General features: G+C 63.7%; 23 protein-coding genes, 1 tRNA gene, 1 CRISPR repeat array and 1 riboswitch. Of the genes, 10 read left to right on the forward strand and 14 right to left on the reverse strand.

What is annotated here, in order from left to right:
* Positions 1–2 precede the first annotated feature (2 nt).
* From fabF to fabD, 4 genes are all read right to left on the reverse strand, one after another.
* A complete protein-coding gene (gene fabF, locus G566_RS0112545) occupies positions 3–1265 on the reverse strand; it encodes a beta-ketoacyl-ACP synthase II (protein ID WP_022681018.1) in 1263 nt (420 codons plus the stop codon).
* A gap of 203 nt (positions 1266–1468) precedes the next feature.
* Positions 1469–1705: an acyl carrier protein gene (locus tag G566_RS0112550; protein ID WP_017668290.1), complete on the reverse strand. Its 237-nt coding sequence runs from the start codon at positions 1703–1705 to the stop codon at positions 1469–1471.
* A 164-nt stretch (positions 1706–1869) separates the two neighbouring features.
* A complete protein-coding gene (gene fabG, locus G566_RS0112555; protein WP_022681019.1) occupies positions 1870–2610 on the reverse strand; it encodes a 3-oxoacyl-[acyl-carrier-protein] reductase in 741 nt (246 codons plus the stop codon).
* A gap of 12 nt (positions 2611–2622) precedes the next feature.
* Positions 2623–3561, reverse strand: coding sequence for an ACP S-malonyltransferase (gene fabD / locus G566_RS0112560; protein WP_029131648.1), 939 nt, complete (start codon positions 3559–3561; stop codon positions 2623–2625).
* 309 nt (positions 3562–3870) lie between these two features.
* Here fabD and G566_RS0112565 point away from each other — a divergent pair, with 309 nt between their 5' ends.
* Entirely contained in the window at positions 3871–4965 is a 1095-nt protein-coding gene (locus G566_RS0112565; protein ID WP_169522861.1) for a tetratricopeptide repeat protein, read from the forward strand.
* 72 nt (positions 4966–5037) lie between these two features.
* Here G566_RS0112565 and bfr read toward each other — a convergent pair whose 3' ends face one another.
* The 3 genes from bfr to G566_RS15880 form a co-directional block, all read right to left on the reverse strand.
* Positions 5038–5517: a bacterioferritin gene (bfr, locus tag G566_RS0112570; protein WP_022681022.1), complete on the reverse strand. Its 480-nt coding sequence runs from the start codon at positions 5515–5517 to the stop codon at positions 5038–5040.
* A gap of 113 nt (positions 5518–5630) precedes the next feature.
* Positions 5631–5804 carry a (2Fe-2S)-binding protein gene (locus tag G566_RS0112575; RefSeq protein ID WP_022681023.1) on the reverse strand — a complete coding sequence of 58 codons (174 nt, stop codon included), beginning with the start codon at positions 5802–5804 and terminating at the stop codon, positions 5631–5633.
* 151 nt (positions 5805–5955) lie between these two features.
* Positions 5956–6480: a response regulator gene (locus G566_RS15880; RefSeq protein WP_022681024.1), complete on the reverse strand. Its 525-nt coding sequence runs from the start codon at positions 6478–6480 to the stop codon at positions 5956–5958.
* 20 nt (positions 6481–6500) lie between these two features.
* Here G566_RS15880 and G566_RS0112585 point away from each other — a divergent pair, with 20 nt between their 5' ends.
* Positions 6501–7289, forward strand: coding sequence for an SDR family oxidoreductase (locus G566_RS0112585; RefSeq protein ID WP_022681025.1), 789 nt, complete (start codon positions 6501–6503; stop codon positions 7287–7289).
* 58 nt (positions 7290–7347) lie between these two features.
* Here the strand turns inward: G566_RS0112585 and mutL are convergent, their stop codons facing one another.
* Positions 7348–9180, reverse strand: coding sequence for a DNA mismatch repair endonuclease MutL (gene mutL, locus G566_RS0112590; protein ID WP_022681026.1), 1833 nt, complete (start codon positions 9178–9180; stop codon positions 7348–7350).
* A gap of 154 nt (positions 9181–9334) precedes the next feature.
* On the opposite strand from mutL, the gene G566_RS0112595 reads away from it, so the two are divergent.
* The 6 genes from G566_RS0112595 (at position 9335) to G566_RS0112620 (ending at position 15215) form a co-directional block, all read left to right on the forward strand.
* Positions 9335–10375, forward strand: coding sequence for a rod shape-determining protein (locus tag G566_RS0112595; RefSeq protein WP_029131649.1), 1041 nt, complete (start codon positions 9335–9337; stop codon positions 10373–10375).
* Positions 10376–10397: 22 nt separating this feature from the next.
* A complete protein-coding gene (gene mreC, locus G566_RS14920) occupies positions 10398–11354 on the forward strand; it encodes a rod shape-determining protein MreC (protein ID WP_084706870.1) in 957 nt (318 codons plus the stop codon).
* A 12-nt stretch (positions 11355–11366) separates the two neighbouring features.
* The gene (mreD, locus tag G566_RS14925) at positions 11367–11927 is read left to right on the forward strand and encodes a rod shape-determining protein MreD (protein WP_051136055.1); all 561 of its coding nucleotides are present in this window, start codon (positions 11367–11369) and stop codon (positions 11925–11927) included.
* A complete protein-coding gene (gene mrdA, locus G566_RS14465) occupies positions 11920–13923 on the forward strand; it encodes a penicillin-binding protein 2 (protein WP_022681030.1) in 2004 nt (667 codons plus the stop codon). Before mreD ends, mrdA begins: the two co-directional genes overlap by 8 nt.
* A gap of 5 nt (positions 13924–13928) precedes the next feature.
* A complete protein-coding gene (rodA, locus tag G566_RS0112615) occupies positions 13929–15038 on the forward strand; it encodes a rod shape-determining protein RodA (protein WP_022681031.1) in 1110 nt (369 codons plus the stop codon).
* 101 nt (positions 15039–15139) lie between these two features.
* Positions 15140–15215 (forward strand) — tRNA-Lys (locus tag G566_RS0112620).
* 288 nt (positions 15216–15503) lie between these two features.
* On the opposite strand, the gene G566_RS0112625 is transcribed toward G566_RS0112620, so the two are convergent.
* A complete protein-coding gene (locus G566_RS0112625; protein ID WP_022681032.1) occupies positions 15504–15977 on the reverse strand; it encodes a hypothetical protein in 474 nt (157 codons plus the stop codon).
* Positions 15978–16209: 232 nt separating this feature from the next.
* Positions 16210–16785, reverse strand: coding sequence for a hypothetical protein (locus G566_RS0112630; RefSeq protein WP_022681033.1), 576 nt, complete (start codon positions 16783–16785; stop codon positions 16210–16212).
* 57 nt (positions 16786–16842) lie between these two features.
* Positions 16843–16946: riboswitch (SAM-I-IV-variant riboswitch) on the reverse strand.
* Positions 16947–17026: 80 nt separating this feature from the next.
* Here G566_RS0112630 and G566_RS0112635 point away from each other — a divergent pair.
* Positions 17027–17365, forward strand: a complete 339-nt coding sequence (locus G566_RS0112635; protein WP_156874528.1) for a hypothetical protein — start codon at positions 17027–17029, stop codon at positions 17363–17365.
* Positions 17366–17489: 124 nt separating this feature from the next.
* Here the strand turns inward: G566_RS0112635 and G566_RS15525 are convergent, their stop codons facing one another.
* Positions 17490–17657 (reverse strand): hypothetical protein, encoded by a 168-nt coding sequence (locus G566_RS15525; RefSeq protein WP_022681035.1) that lies wholly within the window; start codon positions 17655–17657, stop codon positions 17490–17492.
* Between the two features lie 460 nt (positions 17658–18117).
* On the opposite strand from G566_RS15525, the gene G566_RS0112645 reads away from it, so the two are divergent.
* Entirely contained in the window at positions 18118–19125 is a 1008-nt protein-coding gene (locus G566_RS0112645) for a helix-turn-helix transcriptional regulator (protein ID WP_022681036.1), read from the forward strand.
* A 301-nt stretch (positions 19126–19426) separates the two neighbouring features.
* Positions 19427–20499: a CRISPR direct-repeat array (repeat unit 31 nt; unit sequence GTTTCGATCCACGCCCCCGCATGGGGGCGAC).
* A gap of 191 nt (positions 20500–20690) precedes the next feature.
* Here G566_RS0112645 and cas2 read toward each other — a convergent pair.
* Genes cas2 through cas4 form a run of 3 tightly spaced genes read right to left on the reverse strand, consistent with a single transcriptional unit; the run spans position 20691 to position 22696 of the window.
* Complete coding sequence (gene cas2, locus G566_RS0112650) at positions 20691–20981, reverse strand: CRISPR-associated endonuclease Cas2 (RefSeq protein WP_022681037.1); 291 nt, start codon at positions 20979–20981, stop codon at positions 20691–20693.
* A 3-nt stretch (positions 20982–20984) separates the two neighbouring features.
* The gene (gene cas1c / locus G566_RS0112655; protein WP_022681038.1) at positions 20985–22025 is read right to left on the reverse strand and encodes a type I-C CRISPR-associated endonuclease Cas1c; all 1041 of its coding nucleotides are present in this window, start codon (positions 22023–22025) and stop codon (positions 20985–20987) included.
* A gap of 17 nt (positions 22026–22042) precedes the next feature.
* A complete protein-coding gene (gene cas4, locus G566_RS0112660; RefSeq protein ID WP_022681039.1) occupies positions 22043–22696 on the reverse strand; it encodes a CRISPR-associated protein Cas4 in 654 nt (217 codons plus the stop codon).
* Between the last annotated feature and the right edge of the window lie 8 nt (positions 22697–22704).

Below are 22704 nucleotides of genomic sequence, written 5' to 3' on the forward strand. Positions count from 1 at the left end.
CGTCAGACGCCGCGCATCACCAGCGTTGCGTTGGTGCCGCCAAAGCCGAACGAGTTGTTGAGCACGGCGCGGATGCGGCGCGGCTTGGCGACATGCGGCACCAGATCAACCCCGATGCAGGCATCCGACGGGTTGTCGAGGTTCAGCGTCGGCGGCGCCACCTGGTCACGCAGGGCGAGCAGGCAGAAGATCGCTTCCACTGCGCCAGCCCCGCCAAGCAGGTGGCCAATGGCCGACTTGGTGGACGACATCGAGACATTGTCGATGGCGCTGCCAAACAGCCGCTTCACCGCGCCCAGTTCCAACTCGTCACCCATCGGGGTGGAGGTGCCGTGGGCGTTGATATAGTCGATGTCTTCCGGGTTCAGGCCAGCCTTGCGCAGCGCCATCTGCATGGAACGGAAGGCGCCCGAACCTTCCGGATGCGGCGCGGTCACGTGATAGGCATCGCCGGTCAGGCCATAGCCGATCACTTCGCCATAAATCTTGGCACCGCGCGCCTTGGCCCGCTCATATTCTTCCAGCACCACCACGCCAGCGCCTTCGCCCATCACGAAACCATCGCGATCCTTGTCATAGGGGCGGCTGGCGCGGGTGGGATCGTCGTTGAAGTTGGTCGAAAGCGCGCGGGCCTGCGCGAAACCGGCGATGCCCAGCGGGCACAGGGCACTTTCCGAACCGCCGGCCAGCATCACATCGGCATCATCCAGCGCGATCATGCGGGCGGCATCGCCAATGGCATGGGCGCCGGTGGAGCAGGCGGTGACGACCGCGTGGTTGGGGCCCATCAGGCCATATTTGATCGAAACCTGGCCCGAGATGAGATTGATCAACCGGCCATGCACGAAATGCGGCGACACGCGGCGCGGGCCCTTTTCGTGCAGCACGATTGATTCGCTGGCGATGCCCGGCAGGCCGCCGATGCCGCTGCCAATGGAGCAGCCAGCTCGGAAGCGTTCTTCCTCGGTCATGTCGGTAAGGCCGGCGTCTTCGATGGCCTGTCCGGCCGCATCAATGCCATAGACGATGAACGGATCGACCTGGCGCTGCACCTTGTAATCAACGCGCTTGTTGGCATCAAAGGTGAGCCCGGTGCCGTCGCCGGCCTTCACTTCGCAGGCGATGCGGCACAGCTGATCGGATGCGTCAAAGCGCGTAATCGGGCCAGCGCCCGATTGTGAGGCCAGGATGTTGGCCCAGACGGTTTCGACATTCGCACCCAGCGGGGTGACCAGGCCCAGACCAGTGATGACGACACGGCGCATCGGCAATCCATTCTTCTGCGCGACCGGCCTGCCCTGCCGGCGCTTGGGTTTGGGCCGTTCCTTACGGAAAACTGAGGCCCATTTGGCACGAAACGGCCCGCCGCTTGTGTTCAAGCGATGGGCCGTTCCCTGTTATCGCCGGCTCAGCCGGCCAGCCCTGTCTTGTTGGCATGAGGGCCGCGACAACCGCAGCCCTCAGGCAATCACTTGCCGTTGGCACCGATGAAATTGATCGCATCGGCCACGGTGAGGATCTTTTCGGCGGCATCGTCGGGGATTTCCACGCCGAATTCTTCTTCGAAGGCCATCACCAGCTCGACGGTGTCGAGGCTGTCGGCGCCCAGATCGTCAATGAAGCTGGCGGCTTCGGTCACCTTGTCGGCTTCCACGCCCAGATGCTCGACAACAATCTTCTTCACGCGCTCGGCGACATCGCTCATGGTTTTCTTCCCTTGTTATCGCGGCGAAGCATCGCCGGTGGTTGGCTAACAGTTACCCGGCGGCAGTAGCGTGATGGCGAAATTGTGGCAAGAGCGCAGCGCGGCCTGCGTGCATGGCGCAGCCAAGCGGGCGGACCCGGCGGCTCTGCCGCCGGCCGCGCCCATCAAGGCATCGCCATCCCGCCGTTGATGTGCAGCGTGTGCCCGGTAACGTACGAAGCATCCTTCGACGCCAGATACACCACCCCCGCCGCAATATCCGCGCCTTCGCCCAGCCGCCCCGCCGGAATCCTTGCCGTCAGCGCATCCTTCTGCGCGTCGGGCAGCGCATCGGTCATCGCCGAAAGGATGAACCCCGGCGCGACGCAGTTCACCGTAATGTTGCGCGACGCCAGTTCCTGCGCCAGCGCCTTCGACATGCCGATCAACCCGGCCTTGGACGCCGCATAATTAGCCTGCCCCGGATTGCCGGTGACGCCCACCACGCTGGTGATGGCGATCATGCGACCAAAGCGCTGCTTCATCATCGGCTTGGCGGCAGCGCGATAGAGGCGGAAAGCGGCTTCGAGGTTGATGCGGATCACATCCGCCCACTCATCATCCTTCATCCGCATCGCCAGATTGTCGCGCGTGATGCCGGCGTTGGCGACCAGGATATCGAGCCGGCCGCCCAGTGCCTCCACCGCCTGCGGCACCAGCGCATCAACAGCGGCGCTGTCGGAAAGATTGCACGGCAGAATCACCGCATCAGGGCCGCATTCGGCGGCCACTGCCGCCAACGCTTCGGCGCGGGTGCCCGAAAGCGCAACACGGGCGCCACGCGCGGCCAGTGCCTTCGCAATCGCGCTGCCGATGCCGCCGGACGCCCCGGTGACAAGGGCGGTCATGCCGGTGAGATCAAACATGCTTATCCTCCTTCAGGCGATCGCAGCAGCGATGGCTTCAACGCCAGGCATGTCGGCGGCGGTGATGGTCGGAACGTCAGGGGTGATGCGCCGAATCATCGGGCCGAGCACCTTGCCGCCCAATTCCACGAAACCGGTCACGCCCAGTGCGGCCATGGTCAGCACCGATTCCCGCCAGCGCACGGTGCCGCACACTTGTTCCACCAGCAGGCGGCGAATCTCATCCGTGTCGGTCACTGGCGCGGCGGTCACGTTGGCGACCAGCGGCACGGTCGGCGCGGCCAGCGGCGCTTTGGCAAGCGCCTCAGCCACCGCATCAGCCGCCGGCTGCATCAACGGGCAATGGAACGGCGCGGAAACCGGCAGCAGCACCGAGTGGCGCGCACCCTTGGTCTTGGCGAGGTTCATGGCGCGGGCCACGGCCTCGACATGGCCGGATACCACCACCTGGCCCGTCGCATTGTCATTGGCGGCGGCACACACCTGCCCCTGGGCCGCTTCGGCGGCAATGGCCGTCACCGTTTCGAAATCTAGGCCCAGCAGCGCCGCCATCGCGCCCACGCCCGGCGGCACTGCGGCCTGCATCGCTGTCCCACGCAGCCGCAACAGGCGGGCGGTATCAGCTAGGCCCAGGCTGCCGGCGGCGCACAGGGCGGTATATTCGCCAAGGCTGTGCCCGGCCACAAACGCTGCCTTGTCGGCCAATCGCACCCCGGCTTCGTTTTCCAGCACGCGAAGGCAGGCAATGCCCACCGCCATGATCGCCGGCTGGGCGTTGGTGGTGAGGGTCAGTTCCTCTTCCGGCCCTTCCCACATCAGCCGCGACAGGCGCTCGCCCAGCGCTTCGTCAACTTCTTCGAACGCGGCGCGGGCGTGGGGGCTGGCATCGGCAAGGCCCTTGCCCATGCCCACCGATTGGCTGCCCTGGCCTGGAAAGATGAAAGCGCGAATGGTCCCTCTCCCGATGGATCTCGTTGTGCGCCGCCGATTAGGCGCTTCATCGCGCCCATGCAACCGCCCGGCCCGAACGCCTGCGACACTGAGGTCAACCGGGGCGTTTTGCCCGGTTGCATGGCGCAAAACTTCCGGTATGGGCTGCTCTTCGCGCTCAGGGAGGGGGCTGGGGGGATTCGCCGTGGCCATTCATCGGCCCGCAACCCCGCTGAGACCATTCAGGTTCGCGGATCGGTGGCCACGCAGGCCGCCGCTTGTGAGTTTTGGGACGAGAACAGCGAGCAATCGCTAATGAAGGGATCGCCAATGAAGATGGATGCCCGCCTGTTGATCGCTGCCAGCCTGTTGGCTGTCGCCGCCCCGGCTGCGGCCGCCGTGTCGCCTGCCGTGGGCAAGGCGCTCAACGCAGCGGCCGCTGCCGCCAAGTCGCGCAATGCGGCTGGTGTTGCCGCTGCCATTGGCCAGGCCCGCGCCGCCGCCAGCACCGCTGAAGAGCGCGAGAAGACCGCCCAGATGGCCGGCTTTGCCTTCACCGCTGTCGGTCAATATGGCCAGGCCGCTGCCGCGCTGGAACAGGTTGGCGCCCCGTGCAACCAGCTTGGCCCGCTCTATTATCGCGCCGGCCAGCTAGACAAGGCGGTCGCCATTGCCCGCAAGTGCCCCGGTGAAGCCAGCCAGATCATGGTGGCGCAGGCGATGACCCGCCAGGGCAACCATAAGGCTGCGATCGCCGCCTACAACGCGCTCATCAAGAGCAACGGCCCCAAGGCCATTTATCTGGAAAACCTGGCCGGCGCCCAGTTCAAGTCGGGCGACAAGAAGGCCTATCTGGCCACCACCACCCGCCTGATCAAGTCTGATCCGTCGGCGGCGCGCTGGAAGGTCCTGCTGACCGAGCTTCAGAGCCACAACATGCGTTCGGAAGCCAAGCTCGGACTGTACCATCTGATGTTCACCACCGGCACACTGGCCCGCAAGGAAGATTATCACGACTTTGCCAAGCTCGCGATGATCAACGGCCAGGCCGCTGTTGCCAAGGCCGCTCTCGACAAATCCGGTGTGACCAACGACGCGATGGACCAGAAACTGGCCGCCGCTGCTGCCGCCGCCGTCGCGAGGGAAGCGCCGGAAGCCTTGAAGATGTCGGCCAGCCCGGCCACCGCCTTCAAGGGCGGCAACGCCTATCTGGGCCTGAATGATTACGCCAAGGCCATCGCCGCCTATGACAAGGCAATCGCCGCCAACGGCCTGGATGCCGATTATGCCCGCGTGTTCAAGGGCATCGCTGCCACCCGTGGTGGCCAGAAGGCCGTCGCCATCGCCTCGTTCAAGACGGTGAACGAAAAGAGCGGCATGAAGGATATCGCCGATCTGTGGAGCCTCTACGCTTCCACTCGCTGATCTTTCGCACCAACAGCAAAAGGGCCGCCGTGGCACCCCACGGCGGCCCTTTTTCGTTGCGGTGCGGCCGCCTCAATCCCCCGCTGGCCGCGATTGCAGCTGGATATAATTGGCCGGGCCCATCTGCCGGATCATTTCCTGCTGCGTCTCGATGAAATCGACATGCTCTTCCTCGGCGGAGAGGATCTCGGCAAACAGATCGCGCGACGCGAAATCGCGCACCTTCTCGCAATGTTCGATAGCATCCTTCAGCAGCGCGATGGCTTCGAATTCCAGCTCCAGATCCGCCTGCAGCACTTCTTCCACCGTTTCGCCGATGCGCAGGCGATTAAGCGCCTGCATGCCGGGCAGGCCTTCCAGGAAGAAGATCCGCTCCATCAGCTTGTCGGCATGCTTCATCTCGTCGATGGATTCGTGCCGCTCGTAATCAGCAAGCTTCTTGATGCCCAGATTGTCAAGCAGGCGATAATGCAGCCAATATTGGTTCACCGCCGTCAGCTCACCCTTGAGCACGGCATTCAGAAATTCGATCACCTTGGCGTCACCGCGCATGGCCTGTCTCCCTTTGCTGGGTCCGCCATGGTGCAAATCTTGATCTGAGTCAAGAAAAGTCGTGGTTTTTCTGATACTTATTACTGCAACGCACTTGCATTAGCAGCGGTAATTCAGGCGAAGCTGCGCGCGTCCGCCAGGATTTCCTTAGCAAACGGCAGGCACTGCCCGCACTTCACCTTGCAGCCCAGTTGCGCATAGGCCGCCTTCGGGCACGATTTGCCGGCCACCCGCGCGGCTTCGCGGACATCCCGTTCCTTCAGCGCATTGCAGACACAGACGATCACGTTTCCCTCGCGAGTCGAGTGGCGTTACTGCGAATCGTTATCATCCATGTCTGCTGCTAATGCAAGTGGTTCGCAGTATCCAGTTGGTGGCGGAGGGGGCAGCGCTGAACCCGCCACGGCGGCGGGCGCATACGCAAGCCTGGAAGAAACCTCAAGCCCCTCCCCCAACTTCCTGACGCACGAGGTTGGCAATGCTTTGCGCGAGCTCCGCGCTGCGGAAGGGCTTCCTCAGCCGCGACAAGTCTGGAGCGATCCCGTCAGGATTGGCGTAGCCAGACACGATCAGGATCGGCAGCCCCGGCTTGCGGGCGCGCACCGCCTGCGCAAGGTCAGCACCGCTCATGCCCGGCATGAGATAGTCGGTGACGAGGACGTCAGGCGCCGGGCCTTCGTCAAGCAGCCGCAACGCCTGCTCACCAGAAGCGGCCTCGATCACGTCATAGCCCAGGTCCACCAACACGTCGGCCGTGCAGAGCCGCATCAGTTCCTCGTCATCGACAAGAAGGACGCGCAGCCTAACGCGGGCGGCGCCGGCAGATAGGTTCGGAAACCACTCATGCCGGGCCGGCGGGCGTGGTCGCAGTGGCGCGTGCCAAAAGAGGAATGGGGCCAAGTCCGGCTGGCCTCTATTTCGCGCTTCACATTGGCCGTCATCACCGCGACAGTGGGTGTGCATCAATCCAAGGAACTGCCCGCATGGAAACGACCAACCTGTTCCGCCTCGACGGCCGCATCGCCCTTGTCACCGGTGGCAGCCGCGGCATCGGCAAGATGATCGCCGCCGGCTTCATCGCGCAGGGTGCCAAGGTTTATATCTCGTCGCGCAAGCCTGCTTCCTGCGCCGAAGCCGCAGCAGAGCTTGGCTCGAACTGCATCGCGCTGCCGCAGGATGTTTCAACCGTCGCCGGCTGCCAGGCACTGGCCGCGCAATTTGCCGCGCTCGAACCCCGGCTCGATATTCTCGTCAACAACGCGGGCGCCGCCTGGGGCGCGCCGTTCGAGGCGTTTCCGGAAAGTGGCTGGGACAAGGTGATGGACCTCAACGTCAAATCGCCGTTCTTCCTGACCCAGGCCCTGCATGACCTGCTGAAGGCGTCTGGCCGCCGTGAACAACCGGCCAAAGTCATCAACATCACGTCGATCGATGGCATCCGGTTGAATCCGCAGGAAACCTACAGTTACCACGCCTCGAAATCGGCGCTCATCTACCTGACCAGGCGCATGGCGGCGCGGCTTGTGCACGATGCCATCAATGTGACCTCGATCGCGCCCGGCGCGTTTGCCAGCGAGATGAACCGCGTGGCACGCGATCACGGCGATGCGGTCGCCAAGCTGATTCCAGCGAGGCGCATCGGTGTGGACGAGGATATGGCCGGCGCCGCCATCTACCTTGCCAGCCGCGCCGGGGATTATGTGATTGGCGAAACGATCACAGTGGATGGCGGCGTCGCCCACGCCAACACAGGTTCGGGCTTCTCCGAGTGAACACGGCCGTCTGAAGCGGCCGCTCTGGTGCCTGCCGGGCGGAAGGCGGCTTTACGCCTTACCGCCGGCCGAAGAGTTTCTCGATATCGGTCTTGGCCAGGCGCACCCACGTGGGGCGGCCGTGGTTGCATTGGCCGGAATGGGGGGTGACTTCCATCTCGCGAAGCAGGGCGTTCATTTCGGCAATCGAAAGATGCCGGCCGGCGCGGACGCTGCCGTGGCAGGCCATGGTGGCAGCGACACCGTCGAGGCGTTCTTTCAAGCTCAGCGCGCGGCCGAAGGCGGAAAGATCGTCGGCCAGATCGGTGATCAGACCCTTCACGTCGCACGTACCGAGCAGCGCCGGCGTGGCGCGGACGAGGATGGCGGTGGGGCCGAAGGCTTCGACCTCCAGGCCGAGTTCGGCCAGTTCGTCGGCACGATCGGCGACGCGGCCGGCGCCGATCTCGTCCAGTTCCACCACTTCGGGCACCAGCAGCGCCTGGGACGCGACGGCGCCGCCGGCCAGCGCGCGGTTCATGCGCTCCAGGGTCAGACGCTCATGGGCGGCGTGTTGATCGACGATGATCAGCGCATCGTCGGTTTCGGCGACAATATAAGTGGCGGCGACCTGGCCGCGCGCGGCGCCCAAAGGGAATTGTTGGGGTGGCGGCGCGGGGGCGGCGGCTGGACCGGAGGCTGCAAAAGCCGGCGGCAATTGGTTGAACAGGCGCGGCGCTTCGGCCCAGCCCACCGCCGGCCCGGCGCCGCCAGCAAAAGCCCCAGGAAAAGCCAACGCGCCGCCAGCCGCCGGATCAGCGCCGCCAGCCGGCGGCCACGCACCGGCAGCGCTCGGCAGCGGTTCGGACACGAACGCCGCCAATGCAGCGCCGGAAACCTGGGTGCTGGCCCGGTGCCCGGCTTCATCCAGCGCACGGCGCAGGCCCGAAACGATCATCCCGCGCACCTGGGCGGCATCGCGGAAGCGCACCTCGGTCTTGGCCGGGTGGACGTTCACATCCACGAAGTCGGACGGCACATTCAGGAACAGCGCGACGACCGGATGACGATCGCGGGCCAGCAGATCCTGATAGGCCCCGCGCAGCGCGCCCACCAGCAGCCGATCCTTCACAGGGCGTTGATTCACAAACAGATATTGGTGATCGGAAACGCCCCGATTCCACGTCGGAATGCCGGCCAGCCCCGCCAGGTGCAGGCCTTCGCGCTCCAGATCGACCGCGACAGCATTGCCGGCAAAATCCGGGCCAATGATCGCCGCCAGCCGCGCCAGCGTCGAATGCGGGCTGGCATCGGGCAGCGGCGGCAGGTTCAGAAGGCGCCGGCCTTCGTGTTCGACCACGAAACCCACTTCGGGCCGCGCCATGGCCAGCCGTCGGATATGATCAAGGCAAGCGGCCAGCTCGGAACGTGGCGATTTCAAGAACTTGCGCCGCGCCGGCACCTGCGCGAATAGGCCATCCACCCGCGCCACCGTCCCCGGCGCCGCACTGGCCGGGCCGTCGTGGATGATACGGCCATTGTCCACCACCAGCCGCCAGCCCTCCCCACCTTCAGGCCGACTGGTCAGCGACAGGGTGGCGACCGAGCCGATCGAGGGCAGCGCTTCACCACGAAACCCCATGGTCGCAATGGCAGCCAAATCTTCATCGGGCAATTTGGACGTCGCATGCCGCTCGATCGCCAGCCGCAACTGGTCTGGCGCCATGCCGATGCCATCATCGGCCACTTCCAGCCCATCGATGCCGCCATTCACCAGGCTCACCCGGATGCGCCGGGCGCCGGCATCCAGTGCATTTTCAACCAGTTCTTTGGCGGCACTGGCCGGCCGCTCCACCACCTCGCCGGCGGCGATGCGGTTGATCAGGGTTTCAGGCAGGCGGCGAATGGGCACCAGCCTGTATTAAGGGCAGTCGAGCGCACTGTCATGCCCCGCCCGTTCCACTTTGGCCTTCACCCTTGCAAAAAACGACATTCGGGGCCAAAGGCGGCGGATTGATCGCGCGCGCCCGCTAAACCCACCCTCGTGCCTTGGTAAAATCCTCATCATGTCGCCTTTCAGCCGGATGTTTTCCTTCCTCTCCCAGGATATGGCCATCGACCTGGGCACGGCCAACACGCTCGTCTATGTGCGCGGCCGCGGCATCGTGCTCAACGAACCCAGCGTGGTCGCCATCGAGACCATCCGCGGCAACAAGGTCGTCAAGGCGGTTGGCAACGAAGCCAAGGTGATGATGGGCCGCACCCCCGGCAACGTCGAATGCATCCGCCCGCTGCGTGACGGCGTGATTGCCGACATCGATGTCGCCGAACAGATGATCAAGCACTTCATCAAGAAGGTGCAGACCAGCCGTTTCGGTCGCTATCCGGAAATCGTCATCTGCGTGCCGTCGGGTTCGACCAGCGTGGAAAAACGCGCCATCCGTGATGCCGCCAACAACGCCGGCGCCACCCAGGTCTATCTGATCGAAGAGCCGATGGCGGCCGCGATCGGTGCCGGGATGCCCGTCACCGAACCGATCGGTTCGATGGTCGTCGATATCGGCGGCGGCACCACCGAAGTCGCCGTGCTGTCGCTGAAGGGCCTCGCCTACACCACCAGCGTGCGCGTTGGCGGGGACAAGATGGACGAAGCCATCATCAACTACGTGCGCCGCAACTTCAACATGCTGATCGGCGAAGCCACTGCCGAGCGCATCAAGAAGGAAATCGGCACCGCCAAGAAGCCGGCCGATGGCATTGGCGAGACCGTTTTCATCAAGGGCCGCGACCTGATGAACGGCGTGCCCAACGAGATCCAGATCAACCAGGGCCAGGTCGCCGAAGCACTGGCCGAACCGGTGGCGACCATCGTCGAAGGCGTGCGCGCCGCGCTGGAAAACACCCAGCCGGAACTGGCCGCCGATATCGTTGATCAGGGCATCGTGCTCACCGGCGGCGGCGCCCTGCTGCGCGATCTGGATGTCGTGCTGCGCGAAGCCACTGGCCTGCCGGTCAGCGTGGCCGACGAACCGCTCACCTGCGTTGCCATCGGCACCGGCCGCGCGCTGGAAGATCCGATGTATCGCGGCGTGCTGATCACCGCCTGAGCTGCAACCCATTCGGGGACCCATGGACTGGACTCCCGCCCCTCGCCGCCCCACCGCCATACGGCGGGAGCAGAACCTCGCGCTGGTTTCGGCCGTGGTGTCGGGCGGCGTGATCGCGGCCGGGTTGATCCTGCTGCTGGTGGCGCGCGTGAATCCCGAAACCGCCAGCGGCGTGCGCGCGGTGGCCACCGATATCGTTGCGCCATTGTGGTCAGTGGTGCGTGCGCCAATCGATGGCGCGGGCAAAGTGGCTGGCGATTTCGGCGATTATTTCGGTGCTGTCAGCCGCGCTGACCAGCTGGAAGCCGAGCTGGACAAGGCCAATGCCCGGCTCCGCGCCGCCCGCAACGGCCAGCGCGAACTGCAGCAGCTGAAGCGGCTGATGGCGGTGCGGGAGCCCACGCGGACGGTGATCGCCACCACACGCATCGCGGCGGCCACGTCGGGCAGCGTTGCCCGCACCGCCATGCTGGCCGTGGGCAGCGGCGCTGGCATCACCCGCGACATGCCAGTGATCGGCACCGATGGCCTGGTCGGCCGCACACTGGAAGTCGGCCGCCAATCGGCCCGGGTGCTGCTGCTCACCGACCCCCTGTCGCGCGTGCCGGTGATCGTCGAGCGCACCGGCCAGGCCGGGCTGGCTGTCGGGCGCAATCTGCCTACACTGCTGCTCACCGATCGCATCGGGCCGGAACTGGCACTCGTTGCCGGCGATCGCATCGTCACCTCGGGCGACGGCGGTGTGTATCCGCCGGGCGTGCCAGTGGGCGTGGTGGTGGATCCCCGCGCCGATGGCCCGGTGATCCGCCTTGCCACCAGCCCGTTGGGCGGCGGCTTTGTCACGGTGGAGAGCGCCTGGCTGCCCATCCCCGATACCCAGCCGCAGGGCCCTGTGTTCGATGCACCGGTGCCGGTGGAAGCCCGCACAAGGGGCGCACCGCCACCGCGCCTGCGCACCAGCGAACCGCCGGCGAATTGATCTGGCCCGCCCGTGATCGCCACCCCGCCTCCCCCAGCCCTGCTGATGACCCCGGACGAACGCCGGCGCTGGTATCTGTCGTTGTGGCGCTATGCCGTTCCGGCACTGGCCAGCATGGCGTTGCTGGTGCTCATGCTGGCCCCGCTGCCGATCAGCCTGCCGGCCATGCCGCATCTGGCCCTGATGGGCGTGCTGGTTTGGGCCATGCTGCAGCCGGGGCTGATGCCACCGTGGCTGGCCTTCTGCATCGGCATGCTGGCCGATTTGTTGTTCGGACAGCCACTCGGGGTCAATGCCACCCTGTTTGCCGTCGCCACCGGCGTGATGCGGATGACCGGCCGGGTATTTGGCCGCCACGGATCGCTGTTTGATTGGCTGCTGGTGACCGGCGTGCTGCTGGGCTTTGCGCTGCTCACCGGGCCGCTGATGGCGCTGGCCGGCCGGCCGACCACGACGCTTCCGCTGCTGTGGCAATGGCTCACCAGCGTGGCGGCGTGGCCGTTGGTGGTGCGCCTGTGCGCCGCCATTCAGCGCAAGCTGGCGGCATCTGCACCCCATTGGCGCCATGGATGATCCCGTTCGCCGCATGGCGTTTTCGCGCCGCGCGCTGCTGCTGGGCGCCGGCATGGCCGGCACCGGTGCGCTGCTGGCCGGGCGCATGGCCTGGCTCGCCGTGTTCGAAGGCGAGACCTACCAGCTTCGTGCCCAGGCCAACCGCGTCCAGGATCGGCTGATCCCGCCACGGCGCGGCTGGATCGTCGATCGCCAGGGCAAGCCCATCGCCATGAATCGCCCGGATTACCGGCTGGAACTGCGCCCGGCAGAGGTGGAAGACCTCGACGCGACGCTGGTCGCCATCCGCGCCGTGCTGGATATCGATCTGGCCGAAGACGCCCGCATTCGCGACGATTGCGCCACCCAACCCAGCTTCATGCCGGTGGTGGTGCGCCAGAATCTCAGCTGGCGGGAATTTTCCGCCTGCAATGTCCGGCTTGCCACCCTGCCCGGCGTCACCCCGGTGCAAAGCTTCTCGCGCTTCTATCCCGAGGCGGATCATTTCGCCCACATTGTCGGCTATGTCGGCGCGCCAACGCCGGAACAATATCGCGAGGAAAAGAACCCGCTGCTGATCTATCCGGGCTTCCGCATCGGCAAGGACGGGATCGAACGTTTTGCCGACAAGCAGCTGCGCGGCACGGCCGGCTCCTCCCGCGTGGAGATCACCGCGCGCGGCGAACTGGTGCGCGAACTGGGCACCAATGCCGACACGCCCGGCGACACGCTGAAGCTGACCATCGATCGGGATCTGCAGGATTATGCCGCGCGCCGGCTGGGAGACAATTCGGCCAGCGTCATCGTCATGGATGTCATCACCGGCGACGTGCTGTGCATGGTCTCCATGCCGGCCTATGATCCCAACATCTTCTCGCGCCGCGTGCCGGCAAAACTGTGGAACGCCCTGCAGAAGGATGATCACACCCCGCTCTTGAACAAGAGCGCAATGGGCCTTTATCCGCCCGGCTCCACCTTCAAGATGGTGACCACGCTGGCCGCGCTGGAGGCCGGCATCGATCCCGCCGACACAGTGGGCTGTTCCGGCGCCTATCGGCTGGGCAACAACACCTGGCATTGCCACGCACGGCGCGGCCATGGCGGGGTCAACATGCACCGGGCGCTGCCGCTGTCCTGCGACACCTATTTCTATGTCATGGGGCGCAAGGTGGGCATTGATGCCATCGCCGCCATGGCCCGCCGGCTGGGGCTGGGCCAGGAATATCCGCTGCCGCTGCCCGGCCAGGCCAAGGGCATCGTGCCGGACAAGGCATGGAAGCAGCGCCGTTATGGCCCTGATCCCAAAAAAGGCGACTGGCGCGAGGGCGAGACGCTGAACGCGTCGATCGGCCAAGGCTATATCATCACCAACCCGCTGCAGCTGGCAGTGATGACGGCGCGGCTGGCCAGCGGCCGTGAAGTGATGCCGCGCCTGATCGCGGATGGCCCGGCGCCGCAATTCCCGTCGCTTGGCGTCCCAGAGGCGCATCTGGCCCTCGTGCGCCAGGGCATGGTCGATGTGGTCAACGCCGGCTATGGCACCGCCCGCGCCGCCCGCAGCCCGATCGGTGACGTGCTGTTCGCCGGCAAGACCGGCACCGCCCAGGTGCGCCGCATCTCGGCGGCCGAACGCAAGCGTGGCGTGATCCGCAACGAGGCGCTGCCGTGGAAGCAGCGCGACCACGCGCTGTTCGTCGCCTTTGCTCCGGCCGATGCCCCGCGCTATGCCTGTTCGGTGATCATCGAACATGGCATCGCCGGCGGCCGCTATGCCGCCCCCATCGCGCGCGACGTCCTCAGTTTCCTGTTCGAACCCGAACGCGCGCTGGCCGTGCTGCCGCCGATCGAGGCCGAAGCCGCCCGCCTGCGCGCCCTGCGCCAGCAAAACGAAGCCGCCGCCAGCATCGCCAGCGAAACCCGCCAGATGATGCCCAGCTGGCTGAAAATCGACATCAAGCCGCCGGTGTTCGAAATTGCCGACGCCGACGCACCGCAACCCCCGCGTGAGCCTGAGTAAGGCCGATGGACCTGCTCAACGGACCCTGGCGCCGCGAACTGGCCCGCCTGCCGTGGGGCATGGTGCTGATCATCTGCGCCATCGCCGGCTTTGGCCTGGTCGTGCTCTATTCGGCCGCTGGCGGCTCGCTTGACCCGTGGGCGCTGAAACAGGGGGTGCGCTTTGCCATCCTGCTGATCGGCGCGCTGGCGCTGGCGCTGGTGCCGCCCGAACGCTGGCTGGGCTGGGCCTGGCCGATCTATATCACGCTGCTGGTGGCGCTGGTGGGCGTGGAAGTGGCCGGCGCCGTGCGCGGCGGCAGCCAGCGCTGGCTTAATCTGGGCATCATGCAGTTCCAGCCATCGGAAATGATGAAGCTGGCCATCGTGCTGGTGCTGGCGCGCTACTATCAATATGTGCCCAAGGGCTATGAAAGCCGGCCGGATGTGCTGATCCCGGCGCTGGCGCTGATCGCCATGCCGGTGGGCCTGGTAATGCTGCAGCCTGATCTGGGCACGGCCTTGTCGATCCTGTTTGGTGGCGTTGTGGTGCTGTTCCTGGCCGGTGTGCGCCTGTGGCTGTTCGGCACGGCGGCCGCGGCGGTGGCGGCGATGCTGCCGGTGGCATGGTCCATGCTGCATGATTACCAGCGCAAACGCGTGCTGATCTTCCTCGATCCCGAAAGCGATCCGCGCGGCGCGGGCTATCACATCACCCAAAGCAAGATCGCCATCGGTTCGGGCGGCCTTTCCGGCAAGGGCTTCCTGAACGGCACCCAGAGCCACCTCGATTATCTGCCCGAACTCCACACCGATTTTGCCTTCGCCACCATGGCCGAAGAATGGGGCCTGATGGGCGGGCTGTTCGTCATCATTCTCTACGGCCTGGTGCTGGCCTGGGGCATCCGCACCGCCATTTCGGCCCGCAGTCAGTTCCAGCGCCTGCTCAGCCTTGGCCTCACTGCCACCCTGTTCTTCTATCTGGCCATCAACATGATGATGGTGATGGGTCTGGCACCGGTTGTGGGTATCCCGCTGCCGCTGATCAGCTGGGGCGGCAGTGCGATGATGACGGTGATGATCCTGTTGGGCGTGGTGATGGGCATCGCCCGCGCCAACCGCCCCCGGTTCGATTGAGCAAACCCAAAAAAACCGGTTTACAACCCCCCACCCCCCTGCTACTCGCCCGCTCCCGACCGGACGGTTTCGCCGCCCGATCACACGCTTCAAGAGCGTTTGGACGTATAGCTCAGTCGGTAGAGCAGCTGACTCTTAATCAGCGGGTCCCAGGTTCGAGCCCTGGTGCGTCCACCAATATTATTAAGAACTTAGCTGGATTTTTCTAGCCTTGCAGGCACTCCCGCTGCTCCAAAGGTTTCACTAAGGTGTCACGCTTGGGTCGATCCCTGTTCTCGGCAAACGAACCGCGAAGCAGACGGTGGCTAGCTCGGCCGCCCCCCACCCCCTTCAAATCCCTGCCCAGTCAGACCCCACCCCGGGGGTACCCCCCTTATCCCAGATATGGGACCCACGCTTCCTTCCTGCATATTGATCTGCTCTTTAGGTGGCAGGGATGGGGCACAGGCATTAGATAGCCAAATCTTAGTTCGTCTGCACCGAACACAGCAACTGCTCGCACCGCTCATCGGTCATGTAGCGCCGACCGAAGTTCATCAGGTTGCTCCCGCCCTCGGCCTTGATACCTTCTCCACAGAACCTGCGCACGTGCGGCAGCATCTCGCGGATCGACGCTTCGGTCGGTTCTTGGCCCGTCTGCGCCCACATGAAGTCGACAAAAGTGGTCAGGTCTTCGGTCAGACCGTGCTTCAGGATCTGCCGCATATGATAAGCCGCCTGTCCGCTGGAAGGTCCGCTTGCCTGATCTACGGAAGCCTCGATAATTGCCCTGACCAGCGCCCGATCAGTGGTCGGGCTCACCCCGGCCTTTTGTTCTGGCGGTTCGAGCACGAGCGGTTCGTCTGATGGGTCATCGACAGTGTCTGGTAACTCTTTGACGGACACGCCGGCCGAAGCCGGCTTGGACGACAGCCACTTTGGCAGTGCGAACCGGATCATTCGGATGGACCTTTCGGTGGAGCCTGAAGCCCTGCCGGCTCTGGTGACGATGCGGCTTGCGGGCGCGGGCTCAGCCTACTGAAGCTGACAACGCCGCCGTTCATGCGGAGCGACATTTCTCGCTGCTCCTTCCGGGTGTACGGCGGCCTGTGATAGCAGATGCCATTAGGCAACGTGACTTTAACCATGGACGGCCTCCAATACGCTGGCGGGGCGTCTACCAAAGCGATGATCACGCATATGCCCGCACCTCCGTGTTCAGGCTGAGCTCGTTCAGGCGCGCCTGCAGCAGCGACAGCGACAGCGGATCGTACACCTCAACCCAGCGCGCTGAACTCATCGGGTTGGGGAAAGACTCGAAGATCACCTGCCCCTCACGCCGCCCCTTGCCGTCTGCAGGGAAGAGGTCGTGCTTCTGCAGGAACGTGTAGGCTTGGGCTTCGGGCGACAGGTTGTGCTCCCACTGGTCTTCCCACGAGTAGCCATCCATCGGCCGAAACAGCTCTTCCTCGGTCCAGCCTTCTTCGTCGCAAAGGACGTCGATCTGCTCCTGCGTGTCGAGCACATGGCCATGCCAGCGCAGGTTGTCGATCAGCAGATGCGGCTTGGGGATCTCGAAGGCTGGCTGGCCCAGATGGAGCCGCCAATGATCTTCGACAGGCTCGTAGTAGATCGCCTTTGCAGCCTGGGGCGGCGTGATCAGCCACGGGCTGCGGGTGTCGGCGACGGCGGTCGCCACCTCTTTGACAAATGAGGCGGTGATGATGGTTCCTGCACCCAGCAGGAACGAACGACGAGTAAGTGACATGGGCCTTCTCCTTGCGAAACGCACCGCAAGAAGGGCTCGACACGACGTTGCAGGAAAACAGGCTCGTTGGCTTGCGTTACCCGCCACATCTCGCCTTAGCGAATGCCACCTTACCCGAGCAGGCAGGTTGGCGAGGGTTGAACCCTCTCTTGATGCAGGGCAAACATATCGCGGGAGATCGTCAGGGGTCAAGGGCGGCGAGATGCAGTGGCTAATGGAGATGCCCGCGAGGGGCGGGTCAGTGATCCCGGCGCACGCCATGCGCCCAGACCGGGTTGACGATCTCGTGAGCGCCAAACTGAGGCTGTTCAACGCCCAGCCAACGTGGACGCGTAAGAAGCGGCGCCTGCGCGAGGAACTGGACGCGCTGTGCAAAGCCCATGGCTACATCGAGTTCGAGGGCGATGCCCGCAACTACACGCTGCACCGAGTTGGCCAGTCGCTTCAGTACGACGTGCCTCCCAACAAGCGCGGCTGGCTCGCCCCGCTACGCGGCCAGCGGGTGCGGATCATCTGCCTATACAGCGGGCCCTACCGGCGCTGGCTGCGCGCAGGGCCGGTCAGGCATATCGAAGACTGACCATAGTGGCTCTGCATGGGCCCAAATGGAAGGCTCTCTATGGGTCCTGGCGGCTGCATGTCGATAGAGCGCTTTAAGAGGCGCGGTTTTACTGCCGAGCAGCATCGCGCATGGCTGACACCCGCTAAGGGGCTGCCCTCGTGTCGTCGCCTATCTCAATCAGCACAATCAGTTCGCAGACCCGTTCCAGCGCAGCGTTCTGGTCATGGTTGAAGCTGACGTGACCGCGCAGGGAGATCATTGCTTCGGCCAGCGAACGCATAGCCGCCAATAACATATCGACTGAATTCATTTTGACCTCGCCGGCAAACCGACAGACCAAGCCGCAAAACGAAAAGGCGGGCAGTCAGCTTGAACTTTAGTGGTGTAAAGTAGGGCGTGAACTTTAGGCACGGGCGCCCTGCGGACGGTGCGGATCCCGACACCGGAAAGCCAAACTCCCGAAATGCTTGAGAAAAAGCGCTATAACCTCGACCGGGTTACGGCACGCGCGCCCAAGACACTACGGTTGCCAGCGCAACCTTGAAAAAATCGCCCGCCGACGGGTAATCAAGTACCGGTAATCCGTGCCAATTGGGGTCATATCGTAACAGAACATTTCACGAACATTTCTCTGGATGGCTTAGGAACATATTTACCATGTCCCCTTTTGGCATGCTCAAAACGAGAACAGGCATTCTGGCAATCCCATTCCTGCTTGCTCCGGGCTCGGCATTTCTGCACAAAATGTAACGCGATTGCCGGGGAATTTTATGTCTTTGCGCTACGGTCGTGCAGACCGATTGATCCAGCTAGCGCTCGAGATGCAGGCGGCGCGCGGTGGAATGACATTGAGTGACATCGAAGAACGCTTCGAAGTCAGTCGGCGCACCGCGATCCGGATGCGCGACGCCGTGATCGCTGCATTCCCGCAGGCCGACCAAGTTCCGTCAAATGATCGTGCCAAACGTTGGCGGCTGGCTGGCAACGTCACGCAGCCGCTAGGCGGCATCACCGCGGATGACCTTACCTCACTCGACAATGCTGCATCGATATTAGTGCGGGAGAACCTGCTTGATCAGGCAGACGAGCTGCGAGGGGTAGCTTCAAAAATCCGCGCGACGCTGGCTGCAGAACTCATGCGCAAGATCGATCCCGATCTAGGCGCGCTTGCGGAGGCCGAGGGCATTGCAATGCGGCCCGGCCCACGGCCTGCGATCGCCTCGTCGTTGTTTGCCACCATGCGAACCGCCATAAAGTCGTGCCGAAAGGTGTCCTTCTCTTACAGGGGTCGGATGAACGGCAAGGACGATATTCGCACGGTGCGCCCATTGGGCTTTTTATATGGTCATCGCCACTATCTCGTTGCACTCAAGGATGAAGCTGCTGAGCCGGGTTCGGATAATCCGGGCGTCCGGTTCTTTTCGCTACCCCAGATCTCGAAGCTACGCCTGCTACCGGAAAGCTTCGACCGTGATCCTGAATTCAACCTCGCACAATTCGTCGCGCACTCGTTTGGTGTTTACGAAGAAGCACCTGTCGATGTCGTCTGGCGTTTCAGCGCTGAAGCGGCACCCATCGCTCGGCAGTTTCAGTTCCATCAGAGCCAAGCCCTTGAAGCTTGCGACGATGGAAGCCTGATCGTGCGCTTCCATGCTGGCGGCCTGCTCGAGATGGCGTGGCACTTGATGACTTGGGGCCGTCACGTCGAGGTTCTTGCACCCGTAGCCCTACGCAACTTGCTGCCAGAGACGATGCCAGATTGGCCCGCTCTGCCCTGATCCGGAGCTAGGGTCCGCTCTACCCGCTCCAGTTCGCTTTGCAGATAATCCGCGGCAACGCCTTCAAGTGTCGCGCCGCCGCAGTCATTTTGACGTGATCCTTTGATTTCATCGAGCAGGGATTAGAGCTCGGTGTTTGTTTTTGCGTAATTGCGCAGGGTCAGTGACCTGTGTCGCGAGCCGCGCCAGTCTTGTCTTACGGACTTACCCACCCAATCTGTCCTCGCGGCAGCACAATAAGATGGTATTGTCTGCAGGAAGGGGCTGCCAGATACCTCCTGATGAGCGACCCGTAATTTGGGTTTTGACCCACGCCCCCGCATTGGGGCGACTGGCGTTGCGGGTGGACAGGTAGTGCATCCCCTCGTTTCGATCCACGCCCCCGTATGGGGGCGACTGGCGGCCACGGTCGTCGCCTGCACCTCGTCGTCGTTTCGATCCGCGCCCCCGTATGGGGGCGACTCCAACAACATCACGTTGTTGCGCTTCTCGTGGAAGTTTCGATCCACGCCCCCGCATGGGGGCGACAGACGGGTCGGCGGTGTTTGCGTAGCGCCTCGCTGTTTCGATCCACGCCCCCGCATGGGGGCGACCGCGGACGCCCATGCCGTATTTGAGATCGATCACGTTTCGATCCACGCCCCCGCATGGGGGCGACGGGTGCGGGTCTCCCTCCTGCGTTGCTGATACACGTTTCGATCCACGCCCCCGCATGGGGGCGACTGCTGCACGACACCATCGCGGACGTGCTGGACAAGTTTCGATCCACGCCCCCGCATGGGGGCGACAGGCCGTGCAACTCGTTGTACATGGAGTGGCCCTTGTTTCGATCCACGCCCCCGCATGGGGGCGACCGGGTCATGCGTATTCCTTGTTGATCTCGTGCCGGTTTCGATCCACGCCCCCGCATGGGGGCGACGTTAATCTGACACCACACCACACAATCCACTACACGTTTCGATCCACGCCCCCGCATGGGGGCGACTGGACTCGCTGAATGCCGCGCTTGACGCCATGATGTTTCGATCCACGCCCCCGCATGGGGGCGACTTGCGCAGCACGCCCACGGTTGCGTCGTTCATCATGTTTCGATCCACGCCCCCGCATGGGGGCGACCACCTCGCGCCGGATGCGCTGCCATGCTCTGCCACGTTTCGATCCACGCCCCCGCATGGGGGCGACAGGCTCGCGGCGCCCGTCGGCGAAGAGCCAGTAGTTTCGATCCACGCCCCCGCATGGGGGCGACGATGCTGACCGAAGGCAAGCCGGTGGGCGACTGGTTTCGATCCACGCCCCCGCATGGGGGCGACGTTCAAGAACTGCCGGCTGCGCTCACTGGTGTCGTTTCGATCCACGCCCCCGCATGGGGGCGACAGGTGGCGTTTAAGACAATGAGAATGAACAGTAAATCCAGCCTGCTGCGCGAACCGCCTTGACCCAGACGGGTTTCTGTCAACCAACCGATACCAAGAAACGATAGTGCGTTGTTTTGCCATCACTATTCAACAGCGCGAACATCACGGGATTTAACCAACAGCCTTAGGTTCGCGGGAGACCCGCTATCATCAAAACAACAACGGGCCAGCCAAGTCCATCGGCATCTTAGCGCCGACATGCTCAACCCGCCGCTGCCCTTCAGCCCCCAACCGATAAAAGCGAAGGGAGTCCCGCTCAGCGTCAATCTTATCCATCAAGCGAGCGCGAAGCTTGGTCCACTGCGCAGGATCAACCTCACATTCAAAAACCGAATTCTGCACGCGCTGACCGAAATCTTTGCATGCGTTGGCGATCCTACGTAAGCGCCGGCGCCCTGCCGCGTCTTCGGTGTTCACATCATACGTGACGAGCATGAGCATCCGTTATTTCCACAAAAACGGTGGGTAACCATCAAGATCGCCACGCAGATGCCGCGAAAGCAACAGCGCCTGGATATGGGGCACGAGACCCAAGGGCATGGTTTCTCCCAGAAACGGATGGCGCAATACCCGCTTCTTGCGCTCCTGCCACGCCACCAATACCGTCTTTCGGCCATCTTCGGTCAATGATACCGCGCCGCCTTCATCAATCAGGAAGTCCGACGCCTGCACTTGGCCGCGGTTCACCAGGGACAATGCCATCCGATCTGCCATCACGGGGCGCAGTTCCTCCATGAGATCAAGCGCCAAACTCGCACGGCCAGGCCGATCCGCATGGAAAAGCCCAACTTGGGGATCAAGACCGACGCCTTCCAACGCCGAGCGGCAGTCATGCCCCAGCATGGCATAGAGGAACGAGAGCAAGGCATTGACCCGGTCTAGCGGCGGCCGGCGAGAGCGGCCTTGGAAGGAAAAGACGTCCCTGTTGCGCTGGATCATGCCATCAAAGGCGCTGAAATAGAGTTTCGCGGCATCGCCTTCATGACCCCGCAGCGTGTCGAGGTCGCTGATCAAGGCGGCCCGCCGGGCCACATAACCAAGATGATTTTCAGCTTGCTCAAGCGCTGAGCGCGATGCCGACGGCATGGTGTCCCCATGATCACGCAAGGCGCGTTGCAACACTGTGCGCTGGTTAGCCGCCTTGGCGGTCACGATCCCCCGAACCACCGGCACAGCGATCTGGGGATTATCCGCAGCGCGATATTGCGCGCGCCGCAGCAGGACATTTCCCGTGCGCGGCCCTTCCACGCGTGCAAGGAACTTGCCCTGAGGGCTCAGAAATGACAGCGCAATGCCCGCCTGGGCACAGGCCTCCATCAATGCCGGAGACGCACCGGGACGACCAAAAGACACAACCCCCTCAACCAAGTGCATCGGAACCCGGCCTCGCTCAGCGCCATTAACCTCGATAACAATGTTGGCGCCATCCTTGCGGAGCCAAGCATTCTCACTGGTCACATATATCGTGTTGAGATGACGACGCACGGCTTGGCGACCCCAAACTACATGAGCGGCTGTTCGGACGCGGAACCGATTTGGCTCAACAGCCAATTCTGCACGGATGGTGGCTTCTCCAGTCGCGTCGGCGAACACGTCTCGGCCAGCGAACAGCGCTGGCATGCAGGCTTGGCCTGTGGCGGTGGCGTCTTGCCGAATGCGATCATTTTCCGACACGCAGCCGCCATCTGCACTGTCAGACCCCGAAGCTCCGTATCAAACACCACTAAGATGCGCTTTCGGGTCACGCCATAAAACAGCGCACCCTCGAGCACAGGCACGCCAAACATCTCCTCGAGGCACAGGGCCTGCGCACACAACTGGACCTCATCAGCCCGATGGTTCTTGGGGCGGCCGCGCTTGTATTCAACCGGACAAGGCGTAGTGCCATGAAACTCGACGGCATCGGCCTTGCCCGCCAATCCGTATTCAAGCGAACGCAAAACTAGCCCGCGCACAGTCCGGATTCCACCACGCCGATCCGGACGACCGCCATCGACCCGTTGATGAACCAACCGGCCTTCCGCTGTGGCCCCATCTTCCGTCCACACTTGCTCGATATGGATCAAGGCGCATTGCCGTGGGCAAAAGAGGTAATGTTGTAAGGCCGACACCGGAACCAGCGCATCCTCCGCAGTTGGATCCGGTGGCAGCTTCATAGCCTTAG

It is taken from the genome of Sandarakinorhabdus limnophila DSM 17366 (genome assembly GCF_000420765.1).
GTDB classification, from domain to species: domain Bacteria; phylum Pseudomonadota; class Alphaproteobacteria; order Sphingomonadales; family Sphingomonadaceae; genus Sandarakinorhabdus; species Sandarakinorhabdus limnophila.